13 protein-coding genes are annotated in these 19944 nt (G+C 62.4%); 11 read left to right on the top strand and 2 right to left on the bottom strand.

Annotation, left to right across the window (positions count from 1 at the left end):
• Window positions 1–27: 27 nt before the first annotated feature.
• Window positions 28–234: a helix-turn-helix domain-containing protein gene (locus EIO64_RS06405; RefSeq protein ID WP_021748114.1), complete on the bottom strand. Its 207-nt coding sequence runs from the start codon at window positions 232–234 to the stop codon at window positions 28–30.
• Between the two features lie 378 nt (window positions 235–612).
• Here EIO64_RS06405 and EIO64_RS06400 point away from each other — a divergent pair, with 378 nt between their 5' ends.
• The 10 genes from EIO64_RS06400 to EIO64_RS06355 all read left to right on the top strand — a co-directional run bounded on the left by EIO64_RS06400 (window position 613) and on the right by EIO64_RS06355 (window position 17608).
• Complete coding sequence (locus EIO64_RS06400; RefSeq protein WP_021748112.1) at window positions 613–1335, top strand: SdpI family protein; 723 nt, start codon at window positions 613–615, stop codon at window positions 1333–1335.
• Window positions 1336–1354: 19 nt separating this feature from the next.
• Entirely contained in the window at window positions 1355–2509 is a 1155-nt protein-coding gene (locus EIO64_RS06395; RefSeq protein WP_021748111.1) for a DEAD/DEAH box helicase, read from the top strand.
• Between the two features lie 259 nt (window positions 2510–2768).
• Window positions 2769–4451: a peptide ABC transporter substrate-binding protein gene (locus EIO64_RS06390; protein ID WP_136891010.1), complete on the top strand. Its 1683-nt coding sequence runs from the start codon at window positions 2769–2771 to the stop codon at window positions 4449–4451.
• A 249-nt stretch (window positions 4452–4700) separates the two neighbouring features.
• Window positions 4701–8117, top strand: a complete 3417-nt coding sequence (locus EIO64_RS06385) for a pyruvate carboxylase (RefSeq protein WP_136891009.1) — start codon at window positions 4701–4703, stop codon at window positions 8115–8117.
• A 206-nt stretch (window positions 8118–8323) separates the two neighbouring features.
• The gene (locus EIO64_RS06380; RefSeq protein WP_136891008.1) at window positions 8324–9364 is read left to right on the top strand and encodes a TAXI family TRAP transporter solute-binding subunit; all 1041 of its coding nucleotides are present in this window, start codon (window positions 8324–8326) and stop codon (window positions 9362–9364) included.
• A gap of 107 nt (window positions 9365–9471) precedes the next feature.
• Complete coding sequence (locus tag EIO64_RS06375; RefSeq protein ID WP_083490965.1) at window positions 9472–11502, top strand: TRAP transporter permease; 2031 nt, start codon at window positions 9472–9474, stop codon at window positions 11500–11502.
• A gap of 182 nt (window positions 11503–11684) precedes the next feature.
• Complete coding sequence (locus tag EIO64_RS06370; RefSeq protein WP_021748104.1) at window positions 11685–13385, top strand: RND family efflux transporter; 1701 nt, start codon at window positions 11685–11687, stop codon at window positions 13383–13385.
• Window positions 13386–13390: 5 nt separating this feature from the next.
• A complete protein-coding gene (locus tag EIO64_RS06365; protein WP_136891007.1) occupies window positions 13391–14095 on the top strand; it encodes an ABC transporter ATP-binding protein in 705 nt (234 codons plus the stop codon).
• Window positions 14092–15348 carry an ABC transporter permease gene (locus EIO64_RS06360; protein WP_025544359.1) on the top strand — a complete coding sequence of 419 codons (1257 nt, stop codon included), beginning with the start codon at window positions 14092–14094 and terminating at the stop codon, window positions 15346–15348. The genes EIO64_RS06365 and EIO64_RS06360 overlap by 4 nt, the downstream gene beginning before the upstream one ends.
• Before the next feature lie 13 nt (window positions 15349–15361).
• Window positions 15362–17608, top strand: a complete 2247-nt coding sequence (locus EIO64_RS06355; protein WP_136891006.1) for an S-layer homology domain-containing protein — start codon at window positions 15362–15364, stop codon at window positions 17606–17608.
• A gap of 121 nt (window positions 17609–17729) precedes the next feature.
• Here the strand turns inward: EIO64_RS06355 and EIO64_RS06350 are convergent, their stop codons facing one another.
• The gene (locus EIO64_RS06350; protein WP_021748891.1) at window positions 17730–18959 is read right to left on the bottom strand and encodes a class I SAM-dependent rRNA methyltransferase; all 1230 of its coding nucleotides are present in this window, start codon (window positions 18957–18959) and stop codon (window positions 17730–17732) included.
• Between the two features lie 92 nt (window positions 18960–19051).
• On the opposite strand from EIO64_RS06350, the gene EIO64_RS06345 reads away from it, so the two are divergent.
• Window positions 19052–19792, top strand: a complete 741-nt coding sequence (locus EIO64_RS06345; RefSeq protein ID WP_036630068.1) for an N-acetylmuramoyl-L-alanine amidase — start codon at window positions 19052–19054, stop codon at window positions 19790–19792.
• The last annotated feature ends 152 nt before the right edge of the window (window positions 19793–19944 follow it).

Below are 19944 nucleotides of genomic sequence, written 5' to 3'. Positions count from 1 at the left end.
GGACAGGGAGCTCTCCCTGTCCGCGTTTCAGCGTTCCTTGCTGAGACCCAGCAGGTAGTCCGTACTGACCCCGTAGTATTTGCTCAACGTGATCAGATGATGGATCGGAAGCTCGTTGGCCCCGCGCTCATAGCGGGCGTACATCGTCTGGGATGTTCCGAGCACCTCAGCGATCTGGGTCTGGGTCTTGTCAGCATCTTCCCGCAGGTCCCGCAAAATGCGTACATAATCCATTCCGCCGTTCACGTGGCACCTCCGTATCCGCTCTGGAGCTTTCTGGTTCTTACAATGTACCATAAAATTTGTGAATCTTACGGGGCACAATACAAAATTTTACTACAATTATAAGACAAATTTACTCAAAAAACGGAGGAATGCGGGGAAATGCGAACATATTCCGGGACTGCTTTTCTCCGGGAGAGCAAGGAGCGGCCGGGCGGGGCTGCTCCGCATGGACGGGCGTTTTCCTTGACAGTGCTTTACAAAAGCGTATTTTCCATATATAATAATACCCGTTTCCCCCGGCGCAGTCCATAGGAAGCCCGGAGAAAAGAAAAATTTTGACGGCAGAGCGATCTGCCTGCGGACCCCAGAAGGAGGACCCGGCTGACTATGAGCAACCGAAAAAAGAGAGAGGCCCTGCCCCGCGACCTGGAAATCCGGGGGGCTGAGATATTTGGAAAGCACCTGTCGCCGGAAAAGCAGCGGGCGCTGCTGATCGTGACGCTGACGGCCTGCGCCCTGCCAATGATCCTGGGCGTGCGGATGTGGGACCGGATCCCGGAGATTGTGGAGACCGGCCTGATCGGCCCCGGCGGCCAGGATGACTCCCTGCCCCGGTGGGCGGTGGCGCTCCTCCTGCCCGGTTTGATGTGCCTGCTGGAGGCTGTCGCGCAGTTCATGCTGCTGCAGTATCAAAAGCGGATGAAGATCCCACCGGCGTTTAACCGGCTCATGGGGCGCTGGGGCTTTCCAACCATTTCCCTGCTGTTCTGCAGCGGCGCCATTTTGGAGACTTCCGGCCAGGGGCTAAGTCTGAACTTCTACACGCCCTGCATTCTGGGTCTGGTGCTGATGCTGCTGGGCTCCCACATGTTCGACTGCACGGAGGATGCCAAGCTGGCCCTGCGGTTCTCCTTTACGGTAAACAATCCGCCGTTGTGGAAAGAGGTCCACCGGTTTGCCGGCTGGCTTTGGATGCTGGCGGGCCTGGTGGTGGCCGCCGGCGCTATGGTGACCAGCGAGACCACGTTCTTCTCAGCCCTGCTGGCACTGGTAGTCCTGGTAGTGCCCATGATCTACGGGCGCAGCCGCGCCGGCCAGGCCAACGGATAAACGAAAGAGGAAGAGAGCCATGGAATTTACGGAAGGCGTCCGGTTCGACAGCCTGCACCTGTCGCCGGAGATCATACGCGCCATTGAAAAACGCAACATTGAGGTGTCCACCCCGGTCCAGGCAGGCTGCATCCCGCCTATGATGGACTGGCAGGATGTGATCGCCAAGGCCCCCACCGGCACCGGCAAGACCTTTGCCTACGGCATCCCCATCGTGGAGCATGTGGACCCGGAGGACGAGAGCGTCCAGGCGGTAATCCTGGCCCCCACCCGGGAGCTGGCCATCCAGATCACCGACGAGATTCGGGACCTGGCAGCCTTCAAGCCCGGCGTGCGGACGGTGTGCCTCTATGGCGGCGCCCCTATCGGCCGGCAGATCGACACGCTGAAGAAGCACCCCCAGATCGTGGTGGCCACGCCGGGACGGCTTTCCGACCACATGAAGCGCCGCACCGTCCGGGTGGACACGGCGCAGACCGTGGTGCTGGACGAGGCGGACCGGATGCTGGACATGGGCTTCATCCATGACGTGACCCGCCTGCTGGACAAGATGAACAAGCGGAAGAACCTGGGACTCTTCTCCGCCACTATCTCCCGGGAGGTCATGGACATCGCCTGGGTGTACCAGCGGGACGCGGCGGAGATTACCGTCCGGGAGGATGAGCAGAACAAGCCGGACATCAAGCAGTTCCGCATGGACGTGCCCCACGACGGTAAGGCAGACGCCATTGAAAAGATTCTGAACGAGACGGGTTTCGACCGGTGCATGGCCTTCTGCAACACCAAGGGCTCCACAGAGCGGATCACCAAGTTCCTGCAGATGCGGGGCATCGACGCGGAGTGCATCCACGGCGATATTCCCCAGCGGAAGCGGGAGCAGGTGATGGAGAAGTTCCGCCGGGGCGAGCTGCGGGTGTTCGTCTCCACCGACGTGGCGGCCCGTGGCATCGACGTGGATGATGTGGACATCGTGTTCAACTGCGATGTGCCGGACGAAAACCAGGACTACGTCCACCGGATCGGCCGGACCGGCCGGGCCAGGCGGCAGGGCGTGGCAGTGACTTTCATCTCCGACTATCCTGCCAAGATGCGGATCGACGACATCGCCCAGAAGACCCGGAACGAGATCGTTCCGGTGAAGTTCGACGAGGACGGCCGCCTGACCACAGCGTGAAAACGGCTTTGAACGCCGGACGCGGAAATCCGCGCCCGGCGCTTTTCACGCCACTGGTTCCGGCTGGGAGACAGGGCATTTTCGAGTTCTTGCTGTGATTTGTGAATAAATTTTTAATTTTGTAATTATTTGTTACTTTTTGAGGGCTCGTAACTTTACAAGCTGCCTGATAATCTTTATAATAGACCAGGTCCTTTGATATGCAGGGGTGCCCGGCAGGGGTGCCCGTTTTAGACTCCAGAGCGGGAGGAACGACGATATGAAGAATTGGAAGCGCCGGTGGGCGCTGTTCTTGGCGGCGGCGCTGCTGGCTCTCAGCCTGACCGGCTGCGGCGGAAGCGGGGAGGGGCCGGCCCTCTCCGTCTGCGTGGGCGGCGCGCCGGAGGAGCTGGATCCCATCTACGCCACAGAGACGGCGGACCAGACCGTCCTGGTCCACCTGTATGAAAATCTGATGCGGAAAACAGGAGACGGCTCCGGCGGGACCACGGTGACGAACGGCGCAGCCAAGAGCGTCAGTACGGAGGAGAATGCCGACGGCACCGTGACCTGGACCTTCAAGCTGCGGAAGGCCGAGTGGTCCGACGGCCGGGCGGTCCGGGCCGGGGACTTTGTCTTTGCCTGGCAGCGGCTGGCCGATCCGGCCAACGATTCCCCCAGCGCGTCGCTGCTGTCCGTGGTAGCAGGCTACGACGCCGTGCGGGAGACCGGCGACGTGTCGCTGCTGCAGGTGACGGCGGAGGATGACAGCACCCTGGTGGTGGTGCTGAACGGAAAGTTCGACTGGTTTTTGACGGAGGTCTGCACTGCGCCCGCCACCATGCCTCTGCGGCAGGACTTGCTGCAGGAGGAGACCGCTGCCGCTGACGGGGAGACCGCCGAAGCAGCGGCGGAGCCGGCGGAGGCGGCCCCTTGGTGGAACGACCTTACGGGCCTTGTGACCAACGGGCCGTATCAGGTGAGCGGGTATGAGGCTGGTGAGGCGCTGACCCTGGAGGCCAGCGAGACCTACCGCAACAGTTTCTCCGGGCCGCAGACCCTGACGTTCCGATTTGCGGAGACCGCAGAGGCGGGACAGGACCTCTACGACGCCGGGGAGGTGGATTTCCTGGGCATCCTCCCGGCGGAGCAGCTGACGGCCTTGATCGAGGCGGAGAGCCGGACCCTGGCGCGGGAGCTGAGCGTTCAGGCGGTGGTGTTCAACTGCGCGCAGGATACGCTGATGGATGCCCGGGTCCGTCGGGCGCTGACTCTGACGGCGGACCGTTCTGCCGCTGCTGAGGCGGCGGGCGCCACGGCGTATGCCGCTGAGGGCCTGATCCCTCCCGGCGTGCCGGGGAGCGGGGAGCAGGATTTCCGTACAGATGGCGGCGTGCTGCTGGACAACGACCCCGCGCACCGGGACGAGCTGGCGGAGGAGGCCCGCGGCCTGCTGGCGGAGGCCGGATACGCCGACGCCCGGGACCTGGGGGAGCTGGAATATCTCTACGTGGACGAGGGGAACGGCGCCGCCGTGGCCCAGGCGCTGGTAGACGCCTGGCAGAGCGCCCTGGGCCTCCAGGTGACGGCCCGCGGCGTCAGCCGGGAAGAGCTGGACACCGCCCTGCAGGAGGGGACCTTCACCCTGGCAGGAACGGAGATCCGGGCTTTGGGCAACGATGCGGAGTGCTTTTTGATGCAGTGGGGCTCCGATAAGCCGGAGAACCTGGGTAAATACGCCAACAGCGCCTATGATACCCTGCTGTCGGTCATCGCCGGCGCGGAGGAGGGGGAGGCCCGGATGGGTTGCCTCCACGATGCGGAGGCCCTGCTGCTAGAGGAGGGGGCCGCGGCGCCCCTCTACACCAGCGTGACGGGCTGGACACTGCGGGACGGCTTCTCCGGTGTCCAGCGGGACGCCCGGGGGTGGTTCAGCTTCGCAGCCGCTGGCAGGACCGCCTGAGATGAGCCGGAGACGGCGCCCTGAGGGCGCCGTCTTTTTTGTGCCCCCGGCGGGCCGCAGTGCCGCTGATAGCAGACATAAGACCTGCTGAAATAGACAAAGCGCCCCATCAGCCAGGCTCAAAATATGACGGCGGGATAAAATTGACAAATCCGGGCTGGAAGCCGTTGCAACCGGCGGCGGGGTTGGTGTATACTAAGCTGAACCAAAAGATTCCCGCCTGCCGGCGGAGAGAAGGAGGAACGATATATGAGCCAAGCATTCAAGAAGGTCCTGGTCGCCAACCGGGGCGAGATCGCCATGCGGATCTTCCGGGCCTGTCACGACCTGGGCCTCCAGACCATTGCCATCTACTCCAATGAGGACGTATACAGCCTCTTCCGCACCGCCGCGGACGAGTCCTATCTGATCGGAGAGAACGAGAGCCCCCTGGGTGCCTATCTGGACATCCCCCGGATCATCGAGCTGGCTAAGAAGCACGGCGCCGATGCCATTCACCCCGGTTACGGTTTCCTCAGTGAGAACGCGGATTTTGCCCGGGCCTGCGAGGCTGCGGGCATCAAGTTCATCGGACCCTCCTCCCAGGTTCTGGACCTGATGGGCGACAAGCTGTCCGCCAAGCAGATCGCCGTGGCCTGCGGCGTACCCACCACCCCCGGCACCACAGAGCCCCTGAAGAGCCGGGAGGCTGCTCAGAAGCTGGCTATGGAGTTCGGCTTCCCCGTCATTCTCAAGGCGGCCGCCGGCGGCGGCGGCCGCGGTATGCGCCGGTGTGACACCGTGGAAGAGGTGGGCACCAACTTCGATCTGGTGAAGGCGGAGGCCAAGAAGGCCTTCGGCAATGACGACATCTTCATGGAGAAGTTCCTGGTGGAGCCCAAGCACATCGAGGTGCAGGTGCTGGGCGACGAAGAGGGCAACGTGGTCCACCTGTTCGAGCGGGATTGCTCTCTCCAGCGGCGCTATCAGAAGGTGGTGGAGTTCAGCCCCGCCTTCTCCGTGGACAAGAAGATCCGTCAGGCCCTGTATGAAGACGCGGTGAAGATCGCAAAGCACGTGGGCTATGTGAACGCCGGCACCCTGGAGTTCCTGGTGGACAGGGAAGGGCACCACTACTTCATCGAGATGAACCCCCGTATCCAGGTGGAGCACACCGTCACCGAGATGGTGACGGGCGTGGACTTGGTGCGCTCTCAGATTCTGATCGCCGAGGGCTGTCCTCTCAGCGATCCCCGCATCGGCATCAGGAAGCAGAGTGACCTGCACCTGAACGGCTACGCCATCCAGTGCCGCGTCACCACCGAGGACCCGTCCAACAACTTCGCTCCCGACACCGGCAAGATCACCTCCTACCGGTCTCCCGGTGGCTTCGGCGTCCGGCTGGACGCGGCCACCGCCGGCGTGGGCAGCGAGATCTCCCCCTACTATGACTCCCTGCTGCTGAAGGTCACCACCTGGGATAACACCTTTCAGGGCGTGTGCCTGAAGGCCGGACGGGCCATCCGGGAGATCCACATCCGGGGCGTCAAGACCAATATCGCCTTCATCTCCAACATCCTGCAGAACCCCACCTTCCTGGCGGGAGGCTGCCACACCAAGTTCATCGACGAGACGCCGGAGCTGTTTGAGCTGAACGAGGGCCAGGACCGGGCCACCAAGATGCTCAAGTACATCGGGAACATCGTGGTGAAGGAGCGGGACGGACACAAGATGTACGATCCCTGCCGGTTCCCGCCGGTCACCGGCAACCGGCCCGATGGCCTGAAGCAGATGCTGGACGCCAAGGGACCCAAGGCCGTGGCGGACTGGGTGCTGGGGCAGAAGAAGCTGCTGATCTGTGACACCACCTGCCGGGACGCCCACCAGTCCCTGCTGGCCACCCGGGTCCGCACCCGGGACATCGTCAAGGGTATGGAGGGCACCAGCGAGATCCTGGCGGATGCTTTCTCTCTGGAGTGCTGGGGCGGCGCCACCTTTGACGTGGCCTACCGTTTCCTCCACGAGTCCCCCTGGGAGCGGCTGGACCTGATCCGGGAGAAGGCCCCCAACCTGCTGCTGCAGATGCTGCTGCGGGGCGCCAACGCCGTGGGCTATACCAACTATCCCGATAACGTGATCCGGGAGTTCATCAAGGAGGCCGCCCGCAGCGGCATCGATGTGTTCCGGATCTTCGACTCTCTGAACTGGATCCCCGGCATGGAGGTGGCCATGGATGAGGTCCTCAAGCAGGACAAGATCTGCCAGGCCACCATCTGCTACACCGGCGACATTCTGGATCCCAAGCGGGACAAGTACACCTTGGACTACTATGTGAAGATGGCGAAAGAGCTGGAGCACCGGGGTGCCCACATGCTTGCCATCAAGGATATGTCCGGCCTGCTGAAGCCTTACGCCGCCAAGAAGCTGGTGTCCACCCTGAAGCAGGAGATCGGCATTCCCATCCAGCTCCACACCCATGACACCACCGGCAATCAGGTGGCGGCGCTGCTGCTGGCCGCCGAGGCCGGTGTGGACGCGGTGGACTGTGCCATCAGCTCCATGGCAGGCATGACCAGCCAGCCCTCTCTGAACGCCGTGGTGGCGGCCATGAAGGACACAGAGCGGGACACCGGGCTGGATCTGGACCGGCTCCAGACCCTCACTGATTACTGGGAGGATGTGCGTAAGCGTTACGACTCCTTTGAGGGCGGCCTGGAGTACAATACCACGGATATTTACCGCTACGAGATCCCCGGCGGTCAGTACACCAACCTGAAGCCCCAGGTGGAGTCTCTGGGCCTGGGCGACCGGTTTGTGGAGGTCAAGGAGAACTACCGTAAGGTCAATGAGATGGTGGGCGACATTGTGAAGGTGACGCCCTCCAGCAAGATGGTGGGTGACCTGGCCATCTTCATGACCCAGAACAACCTGACCCCGGAGAACATCGTGGAGAAGGGCGAGAGCCTGGCCTTCCCGGACAGTGTTGTCAGCTACTTCTCCGGTATGATGGGCCAGCCTGCAGGCGGGTTCCCCAAGGAGCTGCAGCGGGTGGTCCTGAAGGGCAAGAAGCCCATCACCTGCCGTCCCGGTGAGCTGCTGCCCCCCGTGGACTTTGAGGAGAAGAAGCGGGAGATGCAGTCCTTTGATGCAGATCCCTCCTGGCGGGCCATCCTCAGCTACTGCCTGTATCCCAAGGTAGTGGAGGATTATGTCAAGAACCAGAAGGAGTACGGCTACATCATGCGGCTGGGCAGCCATGTGTTCTTCCACGGTCTGGCGGTGGGCGAGACCAACAAGGTCAACATCGCCGACGGCAAGACCCTGGTCATCAAGTACTTAGGGTTGGGCGAAGTGGACAAAGAGGGCATGCGCACCGTCAGCTTTGAGCTCAACGGCATCCGCCGGGATGTGCAGGTGCCCGACGAGGAGGCCCAGAAGAACATTGTCAAGGTCCCCATGGCGGACCCGGAGGACAAGAGCCAGGTGGGCTCCTCTATCCCCGGCGCGGTGAGCAGGCTCAACGTCAAGGTGGGCGACACCGTGGAGAAGAACCAGACCCTGGTCACCATCGAGGCTATGAAGATGGAGACCGCCATCACCGCCCGGATGTCCGGCACGGTGTCGGAGATCCTGGTGAAGGAGGGCGAGACCGTCAAGGGCGGCCAGCTCATCTTGGTCATCAAATAAGCATACGCGGCAGAAGGCCGGCCCCGGTGGGGCCGGCCTTTCGGCATTTCAGAGAGGTGGGACGGGAAAATGAAGGTTGTGCAAATTGGACTTGCAGAAATATTAAAAAATTGTAAAAAAAACCTTGTAAAATGAATGAGGATAAGGTATGATATGCAAAGCGACATACGAGCTGTATCGACTAACAGGAAAAGAGGAATGGAAACATGAAAAAGTGCTTATCCCTGCTTCTTGCCGCGCTGATGCTGGCGGCGGTCCTGACGGGCTGCGGCGGCAATCCCTCCACGGAGGAGACGGATACCCCCGCCGACACCGGCACTGAGCAGGCTGCCCAGACCAACTGGAGCGTCTCTTCCGTCACCGGCACCGGCACGGAGCTGAAATTCCGCACCGGCGGCGACCAGGGTACTTATTACGGCTTCGGCAGCGTGCTGGCGCAGGCCATCACCACCAACGGCAACGGAACCAAGGTCACGGCCGTGGTCAGCAACGGCTCCCAGGACAACATCGAGCAGATGCAGATGAACGTGGCCCAACTGGGCTTCGTCCAGTCCGACGTGATGAGCTACGCCTATAACGGCGAGCGGCTGTTTGAGGGGTTCCCCTATGCGGATTTCTCCACTGTCGCTGCTCTGTATATGGAGCAGGTGCAGATCGTCACCTGTGACCCGGACATCAAGTCCGTGGCGGATCTGGAGGGCAAGACGGTCTCCATCGGCGCCTCTGGCTCCGGCGTGTACTACAACGCCCTGGATATCCTGGCCGCCTATGACCTGACAGAGGATGACATCAACGCCCAGTACCAGGACTTCGGCGCCAGCGCCGACGCCCTGCAGGACGGCAAGATCGACGCCGCCTTCGTGGTGGCAGGCGCCCCCACCGTGGCTATCACCACTCTGGCCACCGCCAAGGACACCTATCTGGTGGGCCTGGATGACGAGCACATTGCCAAGCTCCAGGAGTCCTCTCCCTACTACGAGGAGTACATCATCCCCGAGGGCACCTATGAGGGCGTGCCGGAGACCAAGACCGTAGCCGTGGTAGCCACCGTCATCGCCCGGGACGATGTGTCTGAGGATGATGTGTACAACATCTGCTACACCATCTTTGAGAACATGGACAATCTGGCCCATGACAAGGCAGGGGAGCTGGATGTGGAATTTGCCTCCGGCGTCACCGCGGTGCCTTATCACGCCGGCGCGGCCAAGTACTTCGCCGAAAAGGGCTTTGACGTACCCACCAAGTGATCTCAGGCGGAGCCTGATCGGGAACTACGGCGGAATCTCCGCCGTAGTTCCTTGACTTCGGGTCGGTCCCGGCCTGGAAGATATCTTGCGAAATGAGAGGGGACCCTATGGCACTGTTCAAGAAACACAAGACGGAGCCTGTGCCGCCGGAGGATACCGGCGCCCACGATACCTCCGTGGGGACCGCCGCCGATGTGGAGGCGGTCATGAAAAAATACGACCGGGAGTCCAACACCCGGGTCTGGGAGGGTCTGCCGAAGCTGGTGATCCGCTGGCTGATGGTAGCGTTCTCCGCCTACTGCATCATCGACACTGTGTTCCTTTCCACCCGGCAGGAGGTTCGGCTGCCCATGTTCGTGGGGCTGATCCTGCTGTTCGGCTTCCTGACCTTCCCGGCCAAAAAAGGGGACGAGCGGGTCAACCACATGCCCTGGTATGACATCGTGCTGCTGATTGCCGGGCCCGGCGCCTACTTTTTCTACGCCGTCAATGCCCAGAACGTGGTCCAGATGTCCGCCCGGGTCATGCAGAACGACCTGTACATGATTATCGGCCTCATCGGTATCCTGGCCCTGGTGGAGCTGTGCCGCCGGTGCGTGGGCCTGCCGATCCTGTGCGTGGCCGGTGTGCTGCTGGTGTACACCTTCTTCAACCTGGGCGGCAGTGCAGATTTCAAGATGACCCTCTATCAGGTCATCCGCACCATGTTCTACACCTTCAACGGCATCTTCGGCGGCCCCATCAGCGTGTGCGCCAAGTTCATCGTGGTGTTCATCATCTTCGGCGCCTTCCTGGAGAGGACCGGCATCGCCCAGTTCTTCATCAACCTGGCCAATGCCGTGGCCGGTGCCGCCCCCGGCGGCCCCGCCAAGGTGGCCGTCATCTCCTCCGCCCTGTGCGGCATGGTGTCCGGCTCCTCCGTGGGCAACACCGTCACCACCGGCTCCGTCACCATCCCCATGATGAAGAAGACGGGCTACAAGCCGGAGTTCGCCGGCGCCGTGGAGGCGGCTGCCTCCACCGGCGGCCAGATCATGCCCCCCATCATGGGCGCCGCAGCCTTCCTGATGGCAGAGTTCACCGGCGAGCCCTACGGCACCATCGCCATGCGGGCCATCCTGCCGGCGGTGCTGTACTTCACCGGCATCTACATCGCCGTCCATCTGGAGGCCAAGAAGCTGGGCCTGAAGGGCATTCCCAGAGAGCAGCTGCCCCGCGTGCGCCAGCTGCTGCCCAAGATCTACCTTCTGGCGCCCCTGGTGCTGTTGGTGGTCATGGTCTCCACCAATATGTACACCATGGCCTTCTCCGCTGCCATCGCAATCGTGGCGGCCGTGGCCGTAGGCCTGGTCAACAACGTGGTGGAGATCGCCAGCAAGAGCAGCAACCGGGAGGACTTCCTCACCTTCGGCAAGATCATCGACGCCCTGGAGGGCGGCGCCAAGGGCTCCATCACTGTGGCGGTGGCCTGCGGCGTGGCCGGCATTATCTCCGGCTGCATCACGGTGACGGGCCTGGCCTCCAAGCTGTTGAGCACAATCGTCAGCCTCTCCGGCGGCCACATGATTATCGCCCTGGCGCTGACCATGCTCTGCTGCATCGTGCTGGGCATGGGCGTGCCGACCACCGCCAACTACTGCATCATGGCGGCCACCTGCGCTCCCATCCTGATGGATCCCTCCATCGGTGTCACCAAGATGGCGGCCCACTTCTTCGTGTTCTACTTCGGCATTGTGGCGGACATCACGCCGCCGGTGGCCCTGGCGGCCTATGCCGGCAGCGCCATTGCCAAGGCGGATCCCATGAAGACAGGGTTCAACGCCACGAAACTGGCCATAGCGGCCTTTATCGTGCCGTACATCTTCGCTTTCAGCCCCCAGATGCTCTTTGTGGATGTGACCGGTGCCTTCCAGGTGGTGCAGATCTGCATCAGCGCCCTGCTGGGCATCTTCGGCGTGGCGGCGGCCCTCAACGGATTCCTGTACCGGCCCATCCCCGCGCTGCTGCGGGTGGCCATGGCTGTGGGCGGCCTGGGTATGATGATCCCCGGCACGGCCACCGACATCGCCGGCTTTGTGTTGGTGGTTGGCATCGTCCTCTATCAGCGCTTCAGCGCCCGGCGCGCCGCCATGGTCTGAATGACCTTGAAAGTGCTCCCCGGCTTCCGGGGAGCACTTTTTCACACATACCCGCAGGTTACAAGAGATACAGGCCGCGGGAGAAACTGTAACTGTTTTGTTATTGCTTTGCCCTACATACTGTACTATTATAAGCAATACAGTTGATGCATCTGTGAAGAACAAGAAGAGGAGTACATACCATGGCTGAAGTCAAAGACCTGGAGAATGTAGAACAGGAAGCGACCGCTCCGGCGATGGAGGAGACGGCGGCGGACAGCGCCGCCCCCGCGGAGACGCGCGTAAACCTGAAGGCCCGGTGGCAGGCGATCCCGCGGAAGAAGCGGCGCCGGATCATCCGCCTGTGCATACTGGCACTGCTGCTGGTGATCGCCGCGGTGGTGCTGCTGAAAGTGCTGGGCGGCAAGAGCAGCGATGAGGGAGAGGTGGTCACCGACATTGTGCAGTACGGTTCCATCACCTCCACGGTCCAGGGCAGCGGCCTGACCAAGGCCAAGAGCAGTGAGACAATCACCATCACCACTGTCGGCACAGTGGTGGATGTGCTGGTGGCGGAGGGTGAGACGGTGACTGCCGGCACGCCGCTGTTCACCATCGACTCTCCGGCGGCAGAGACCGCCGTGCAGAAGGCCCGGAGCAATGTGGAGGGCTATGAGAAACAGCTCTCCCAGGCCCAGAAAGACATCGCAGGACTGAATCTCTCCGCCGGCTATGCCGGCAAGCTGATGGAGACCGTGACGCTGAATCCCGGTGATTCCATCACCAAGGGCCAGAAGGTGGCGGTCCTCTCCGACGATACCCGTCTGCGGCTGGAGCAGTATTACAGCTACGCCTATGCGGGCGACCTGCAGGTGGGACAGACGGTGAATGTTTCGATCCCTGCCCTGATGACCTCCGTTCCCGGCACGGTGGAGGCGGTCCACATGGTCAGCCGCATCACGCCGGAGGGGTCCAAGCTCTTCTCCGCCGACATTATCGTGGAGAATGAGGGAGCCCTGACGGCGGATATGGTGGCCTCTGCCACCGCCACTGTGAACGGTGAGACCGTGTACCCCTATGAGGCCGGCAAGCTGGCGTACTACCGCACCGGCGACCTGGTTTCCACGGTGGATGGCACGGTGATTTCCAGCAATCTGGTGGACTACCTGCAGGTGGCGCCCGGCCAGGTGCTGGTGCGCATCGACGGGGAGGAGAGCGAGAGCCAGCTCTTCACCATCCAGCAGAACCTGGACACTGCCCGGGAGGAGCTGAAGACTGCGGAGGAGAACCTGGCCAACTGCAACGCCAAGGCTCCCATTGACGGCATGGTAATCGGCCTGACCATCCAGCCCGGCGATGAGATCGCTGCAAATACCGCAGTGGTGACCATCTCGGACACCTCCAGCGTGGTGATTACCGCCAATGTGGACGAGCGGAACATCAGCTACATCAAGCCGGGGATGCCGGTGGAGCTGAGCCAGTGGGGGACCCCGGCCTTCGGCACCGTGGAGACGGTCAGCCTCTCCAGCACGGTGAACAACGGCGTGGCGACCTATCCTATCACCATCTCGGCGGACAACAGCGAGGGCACCCTGCAGGTCAACAGCTATATCGACTACACTCTAACTGCCAGTGAGAATGACAACTGCCTGGTCCTGCCGCTCCAGTGCGTGCGTACTGTGACCCAGGAGGACGGCTCCACCGTGAACGTGGTGTTTGTAAAGGGCAGTCGGCCGGACAACGCCATTGAGACGCCCACCCTGAGCGAGGAGATCCCGGAGGGCTTCTGGGCGGTGCCGGTGGAGATCGGCATCTCCGACAACTCCAATGTGGAGATCAAGTCCGGTGTGGAAGAGGGGACCGAGGTCTTCACACAGATCCAGTCCCTGCAGGCGTGGGGTTGATGCCCATGGCGAAGAACTTAGTAGAGCTGCGGGACGTCTATAAGATCTATGGCGAAGGGCGGGAGAGCGAGGTACGGGCCCTGGACGGCGTCTCCCTGACCATCGGAAAGGGCGAGTTCGTGGCGGTGGTGGGCCAGTCCGGCTCCGGCAAGTCCACCATGATGAACGTGCTGGGCTGCCTAGACATCCCCACCCGGGGGACGTATCTCCTGGGTGGAACGGACGTCCGGGAGCTGACGGACAAGGAGCTGTCCCACATCCGCAACAAGCAGATCGGCTTTATCTTTCAGCAGTACAACCTGATCCAGAGCCTGACGGTGCTGGAAAATGTGGAACTGCCCCTGATCTACCAGGGGGTGAATGCCGATGACCGCCGGGACATGGCCCTGGAGGCCCTGGCCCGGGTGGGGCTGGCGAACCGCATCAAGCACCGGCCGGTGGAGATGTCCGGTGGCCAGCAGCAGCGGGTGGCCATTGCGCGGGCCATCGCCACCAAGCCTCCCATCATCATGGCCGACGAGCCCACCGGCGCACTGGACTCCCACACCGGGCAGGAGGTGCTGAAATTCCTCCAGGAGCTGAACAAGGAGGGCAGCACCGTCATTCTCATCACCCATGATAACGGCATCGCCGCCACGGCCCGGCGGGTCATCCGCCTGGCGGACGGCAGAATCATTGAGGACCGGGAGCAGGAGGTGGACTGGCTTTGAATATCCAACAGGCCGTGAAGATGGCGTGGAAGTCCATCTGGGGCAAAAAGGGCCGGTCCGCCCTGACCATGCTGGGCATCATCATCGGCATCGCGGCGGTGATGACCATCGTGTCCGCCATCAACGGCTATACGGAAAAGACCATGGAGCAGTACGAGGCCATGGGCAGCAACAAGCTCACCGTCAACATCTGGAACTACCTGTATGACGAAGATGGCAACAGCCTGGGTCAGGATTACTTTCCGGCGCTGTACGACTACTGCAACAGCATCAAGGAGTATGTGCTGGGCGTGACGCCCCAGGCGTACTGCAACGCCACGGTGGTATACGGGACCAAGAGCACCGCCAATATGAGCTATAATTACGATGAAAACGGCAATCTCACCGGCGACGTGCCGCCCAGCATTTACTACGGCAGCGACCAGTACAGCATCTGCAACAACCTGACGCTGGCCTCCGGCCGGGACCTGTCCGTGTTGGACATCCGGGGCTACAAGCAGGTATGTGTGCTGGGGGACCGGGCGGCAAAGATCTTCTTCGACGCCGCGGACCCCGTGGGCAAGGTGCTCCAGCTCAACGGGCAGAGCTTTGAGGTGGTGGGGGTCTATGCCCCCCGCCTTACCGGTGAAAGCGCATCCGCCAGCCAGATCGACAATGTCATCATTCTGCCCTACACCGCCCGCCGGGTGCTGGGCGGCGACGCACCGGAGCAGTTCATCGTGAAGACCCGCAGCAGCGAGGACATGATCGAGGCCAGCTCCCGCATCGGCGGCTTTTTGAAGGGAGTGGTTAATCCCAACGCAGGCGGCTTCCAGGTGGACCAGGAGAACTCCTGGCAACAGGAGCAGAACAAGCAGATGGGCATGATCTCCCTGATTCTGGGCGGTATCGCCGCCATCAGCCTGCTGGTGGGCGGCATCGGCATCATGAACATCATGCTGGTGACCGTCACCGAACGGACCCGGGAGATCGGCATCCGCCGGGCCATTGGTGCCGAGCGGAGCAGCATCGTCATCCAGTTCCTCATCGAGGCGGCCATGCTCTGCGGAATCGGCGGCATCATCGGCATCCTCATCGGCACCGGCGGCAGCCTGCTGGTGGGACGGCTGATGTTCCAGATGACCATCTACCCGGCGGCGTGGATTACCCTGTGCGCCTTTACGCTGTCGGTGGCGCTGGGAATTTTGTTCGGCATTTATCCGGCGGCAAAGGCCGCCAGGCTCCAGCCCGTGGAAGCACTGCGGGCAGAATGAGAGGGAGAGACTGATGAAGAGACGAATCATGACATTTCTGCTGGCCGTGTGCATGGCGGTTTCCCTGCTGGCGGTGCCGGCGGGGGCGGCCAATACCGCAGCAGTCACATTTTCCGATGTCGGGGACAAGAGCACGGCAGTGGCGGTGGAATCCCTGCGTCTGCTCGGTGTGCTGGACGGCTATGGGGATGGGACCTTCCGCCCCGGCACTGTCCTCACCCGGGCGCAGTTCTGCAAGATGGCGGTCTACGCCATGAACGGCAGCAATGAGCTGGGACGCTACCGGACCGTCACGGTATTTTCGGATGTGAAGCCCTCTTATTGGGCGGCGCCGTATATCAACATGGCCGCCAAGGGCAAAAACATCATCTCCGGCTACGCAGACGGGAAATTCCACCCCGACCGCACGGTGACCGTGGGCCAGGCGGTGACCATCCTGCTGCGGATGCTGGGCTACAAGGACGAAGACGTCGGCGGCGTCTGGCCGGACAGCTATATGGCGGAAGCCGCGCTCATCGGCCTGACCGACGGCGTCAGCGGAACTGGAAACGAGGGCCTGACCCGCGGACAGGCGGCCAAGCTCTTTTTGAATCTGCTTCGGGCGGACCAGAAAGAGGGCGGCAGCTATCTCGCCACACTGGGCGAGACCCGGACGGGGCAGATGCTGGTCTCCTCCACGGCTGACGGACCGCGGGGCGCCGGAACGGCGCTGCAGATGGCCTCCGGCGCAGTTTACTCCCTGGCGGACGGCAAGGTCTCCAACGGCATGCTCAACGGCACCAAGGGGACACTGCTGCTCAGCAAGAACGGTAATGAAGCCCTGACCTTTGTGCCGGATTCCGTGGGCAGCAGCAAGGTCGTGGTCCTCTCCACGGCCAAGGCCACGGAGCTGACGGATACCACCGGTACCAAGTACGTTATGGACAACGACACCGGCGTCTACTACAACGGCAAGGAGTCCGTGTGGAGCGAGGTCTACTCCTGGCTGAACGCGGGCACCTCCCTGACGCTGTATCTGGATGCAGGCGGCGGTGTGGACTATGTGTTCGTCGGCGGCGGCGGGACCACGTCCAACGAGGCGGTCATCATCTATGAGAAGGGGTCCACCTCGGGCTTCAGCTCTCTGGCCGGCGGCACCAGCGGATACGCCATCTACAAGAACGGCCTGCCCGCCACGGCCGGGGATATGCGCAAGTACGACGTGGCAACCTATTCCAGCACCACCAACTCCATCCGCGTGTGCGACACCCGGATTACCGGCTACTATGAGGAATGTTATCCCAATCCCAAGGAGCCCACGAAGATCACGGTCCTGGGCTATGAGTTCAACGTGCTGCCCACCGCTATGCAGACGGTCTCCCAGTTCAAGCCCGGCGACCAGATCACTCTGCTCCTGACCGAGGACAATCAGGTGGCCGGCGCGGTGGCGGCCAGCGGCAACACGGCCACCGGCAATGCCATCGGCATCGCCGAGGTCTCCAGCGGAAGCGCCACGGTGGACCTGCTCTGCGGCATCCAGGTGAAGGGCTCGGTCAGTCTCTCCGCCAGCGATGTGGAGCGGCTGAACGGCCAGCTGGTGCGGGTCTCCTCCAGCCGGAAGGGCGGCCTGTCCCTGACACGCCTGACGGGCGGCGTCTCCGGCGAGCTGAATGTGGCGGAGCGCAAGCTGGGCAGCCGGAATCTGGCGGACAATGTGGTTGTCTTCCAGAACGACGGCAGCGGCCTCACCGCCATCAGCCTGTCCCAGATCGCGGACGGCAGCGTGCCCGCTTCCCAGATCACCTACGCCGGCACCGACTGGGCAGGCAGGGTGAAGGTCATCGTGCTGAATTCCGCCATCGGCGGCGGCTACATCTTCGGCCGCGCCAACTATACCGCGAACTATGACGAAGAGGGCAACCGGGAGGGCAATGCCCAGCTGTCTGTGGAATACGGTGCGGGCAAGAGCACGCCCACCTTTGAGACCGGCTATGTGGTGCGCAACGGCGACATCGTGGGCATCACCATCGTCACCTCTGGAAACACCCAGCGGATCGGCAGCCTGGTCTATCCTGACGAGCTGCGGAACGTGCCCAACACCGCTTGGAGCGGCAAGGGCGCCGTCACGGTGAACGGCCGGACCTACACGGTCCCTGCCAGCGTCCCCTGCTACAACACGCAGACCAAGAGCTGGGTCACCCTCACTGAGGCCAGAGCCTATGCAGACAGCGCCACGCTGTATGTGTACCAGGGCGTGGTCCGCTTCCTGGAAGTGGGCTGAGAGAACCGGCTGAAATCCGGGACAGATCCTCCTCTGAAAACGGTATATGTCCCATAAAAAACGGGCCGCCCCTTGTGGGGCGGCCCGTTTGCGCAGGGCGGCACGTTGGGAAACGGCGGCGTCATACCACCTGGAACAGGTAGAACTTCAGATAATTCGTCTCCTCGACGCCCCAGAGGATGGGGTGGTCGCAGGCCTGCTGCCGGGCCTCGATCTGCCGCAGCTGCACTCCGGCGTCCCGGGCGGCGCTGTGGAGCATGGCTGCGAACTTCTCCTCCGTGGCGAAGTGGGAGCAGGAGCAGGTGGCGAGAAGACCGCCCCGGGGCAGCAGCTTCATGGCCCGGTAGTTGATCTCCTTATACCCGGAGATGGCGTTGGCAACGGTCCTGCGGGACTTGGTGAAGGCCGGCGGGTCCAGGATGATGAAGTCGTACCGCTTCGGCTCCTTCTCCAGCGCGGGCAGCAGGTCGAACACGTTGGCGGCCACGCAGTCCACTGCGCCGGTGAGGCCGTTGCGCGCCGCGTTGGCCCGGGCCATCTCCACGGCGGACTCCGACACATCCACGGCGGTGACGTGCTTCGCCCCGCCCATCGCGGCGTTCAGAGCGAAGGATCCGGTGTGGGTGAAGCAGTCCAGCACCGTCCTGCCCCGGGCGATGCGCCCCACCGCCCGGCGGTTGTACTTCTGGTCCAGGAAGAACCCGGTCTTCTGGCCGTTCTCCACGTCTACCAGATATTTCACGCCGTTCTCCGTGATCTCCGTCACTGCAGAATCCGGCGCCGCTTCCCCCGGCAGGGGATACCACCCCTTGCCCTGGGGCAGCCCCTCCTTCTCCCGCAGGGCCACGTCGTTCCGGAGAAGGATCCCGCGGATCGGGAACCCGTCCGCCCGGAGGAGCTCCGCCAGCGCCGGCAGCAGGATGTCCTGGATCCGCTCCATGCCCACGGACAGCACCTGGACGGACAGCAGGTCGTGGAACTTGTCCACCGTCAGTCCGGGAAAGGCATCTGCCTCCCCGAAGATGATCCGGCAGGCGTCCAGGTCCTCCGGAGACATCACGCGCTTCCGGTATTCCCAGGCCCACTGAAGCTTCCGGCGCCAGAAGGCGGCGTCGAACTGGTCATTGGCGTTGCGGGACACCAGCCGCACCCGGATCTTGGACTGTTCCGACAAAAAGCCCGTACCCAGATACCGGCCCTTTTTGCTGATCACGTCCACCAGGCCGCCGTTTTCCGCCTGTCCCTCTGTGGCTGTAATTTCTGCGTCATAGACCCAGGGGTGGCCCCGGAGGATGGCGGCCTCCGCTTTGGCCGTGACGGTGTATCTGGGGTAATTCCGTTCCGCTTTCATGGCATGATTCCTTTCCCTCTGATATTTCCAGGCCAGTGTATCACATTTTTGAGGGAAACGCCATAGACTGGGAAAAAAGGAGGGACAATTCCATGCCCAAGATCTATCTGAGCCCGTCCACTCAGGACTGGAACATGTACGTTACCGGCAGCGGGTCCGAGGAGTACAACATGAACCTGCTGGCAGACGCCCTGGTGCCCTATCTGCTCTCCAACGGCATCCAGTACCAGCGCAACCGGCCGGAGATGACTGCCGGCAGCTCCATCCGGGAGGCCAATCAGGGGGAGTATGACCTGTATCTGGCGCTCCACTCCAACGCCGCCCCAGAGGGGCGCTATGGCGAGGAACGGGGCATTATTGCCTTCTATTACCCCGGCAGCGTGGGCGGTCAGCGGGCCGCAGAGCTCATCGCCCAGGAGCTGCGGAAGATCTATCCATTGCCCAACAAGGTCACTACCCGCCCCACCACTTCACTGGGAGAGGTCCGCCAGCCCCGGTTTCCCTCTGTACTGCTGGAGATCGGCTACCACGACAATTACAGCGACGCCACCTGGCTGGAGGGCCACTGGGATGCCATCGCCCAGCAGATTGCCCGGGGCCTGACGGAGTATTTCGGCCTGCCCTTTATCTACCCCATGGACCCGATGCAGGGCACCGTGTCTGTGAGCAACGGCACGCTGAACCTGCGGGACTATCCATCCTCCTCCGGCAAGGTGATCGCCAACCTTCCCAACGGCGCCGCTGTTACGATCTACGGCGAATGGAACGGCTGGTATGTGGTGCACTACGGGGATCAGGTGGGGTATGCCGCCGCGGCATACATCAATACGTGAGAATCCGCCGGCTTCCCGCCGCGGCGGGAAGCCGGCGGGCCGGAGACAGGGGTACACCTGACAGACCTCGTAAAAAACTCCAAAAGCGTTCGGCGGAATTTGGGTAAATATACAGATTTGCCTTGACAGAAGAGGGCAGAACGATTAAACTA

The organism is Dysosmobacter welbionis (assembly GCF_005121165.3).
Classification (GTDB): Bacteria; Bacillota; Clostridia; order Oscillospirales; family Oscillospiraceae; genus Oscillibacter; species Oscillibacter welbionis.
The sequence above is the reverse complement of the archived record's forward strand: the minus strand, read 5'-3'. Positions and strand labels throughout refer to the sequence as shown.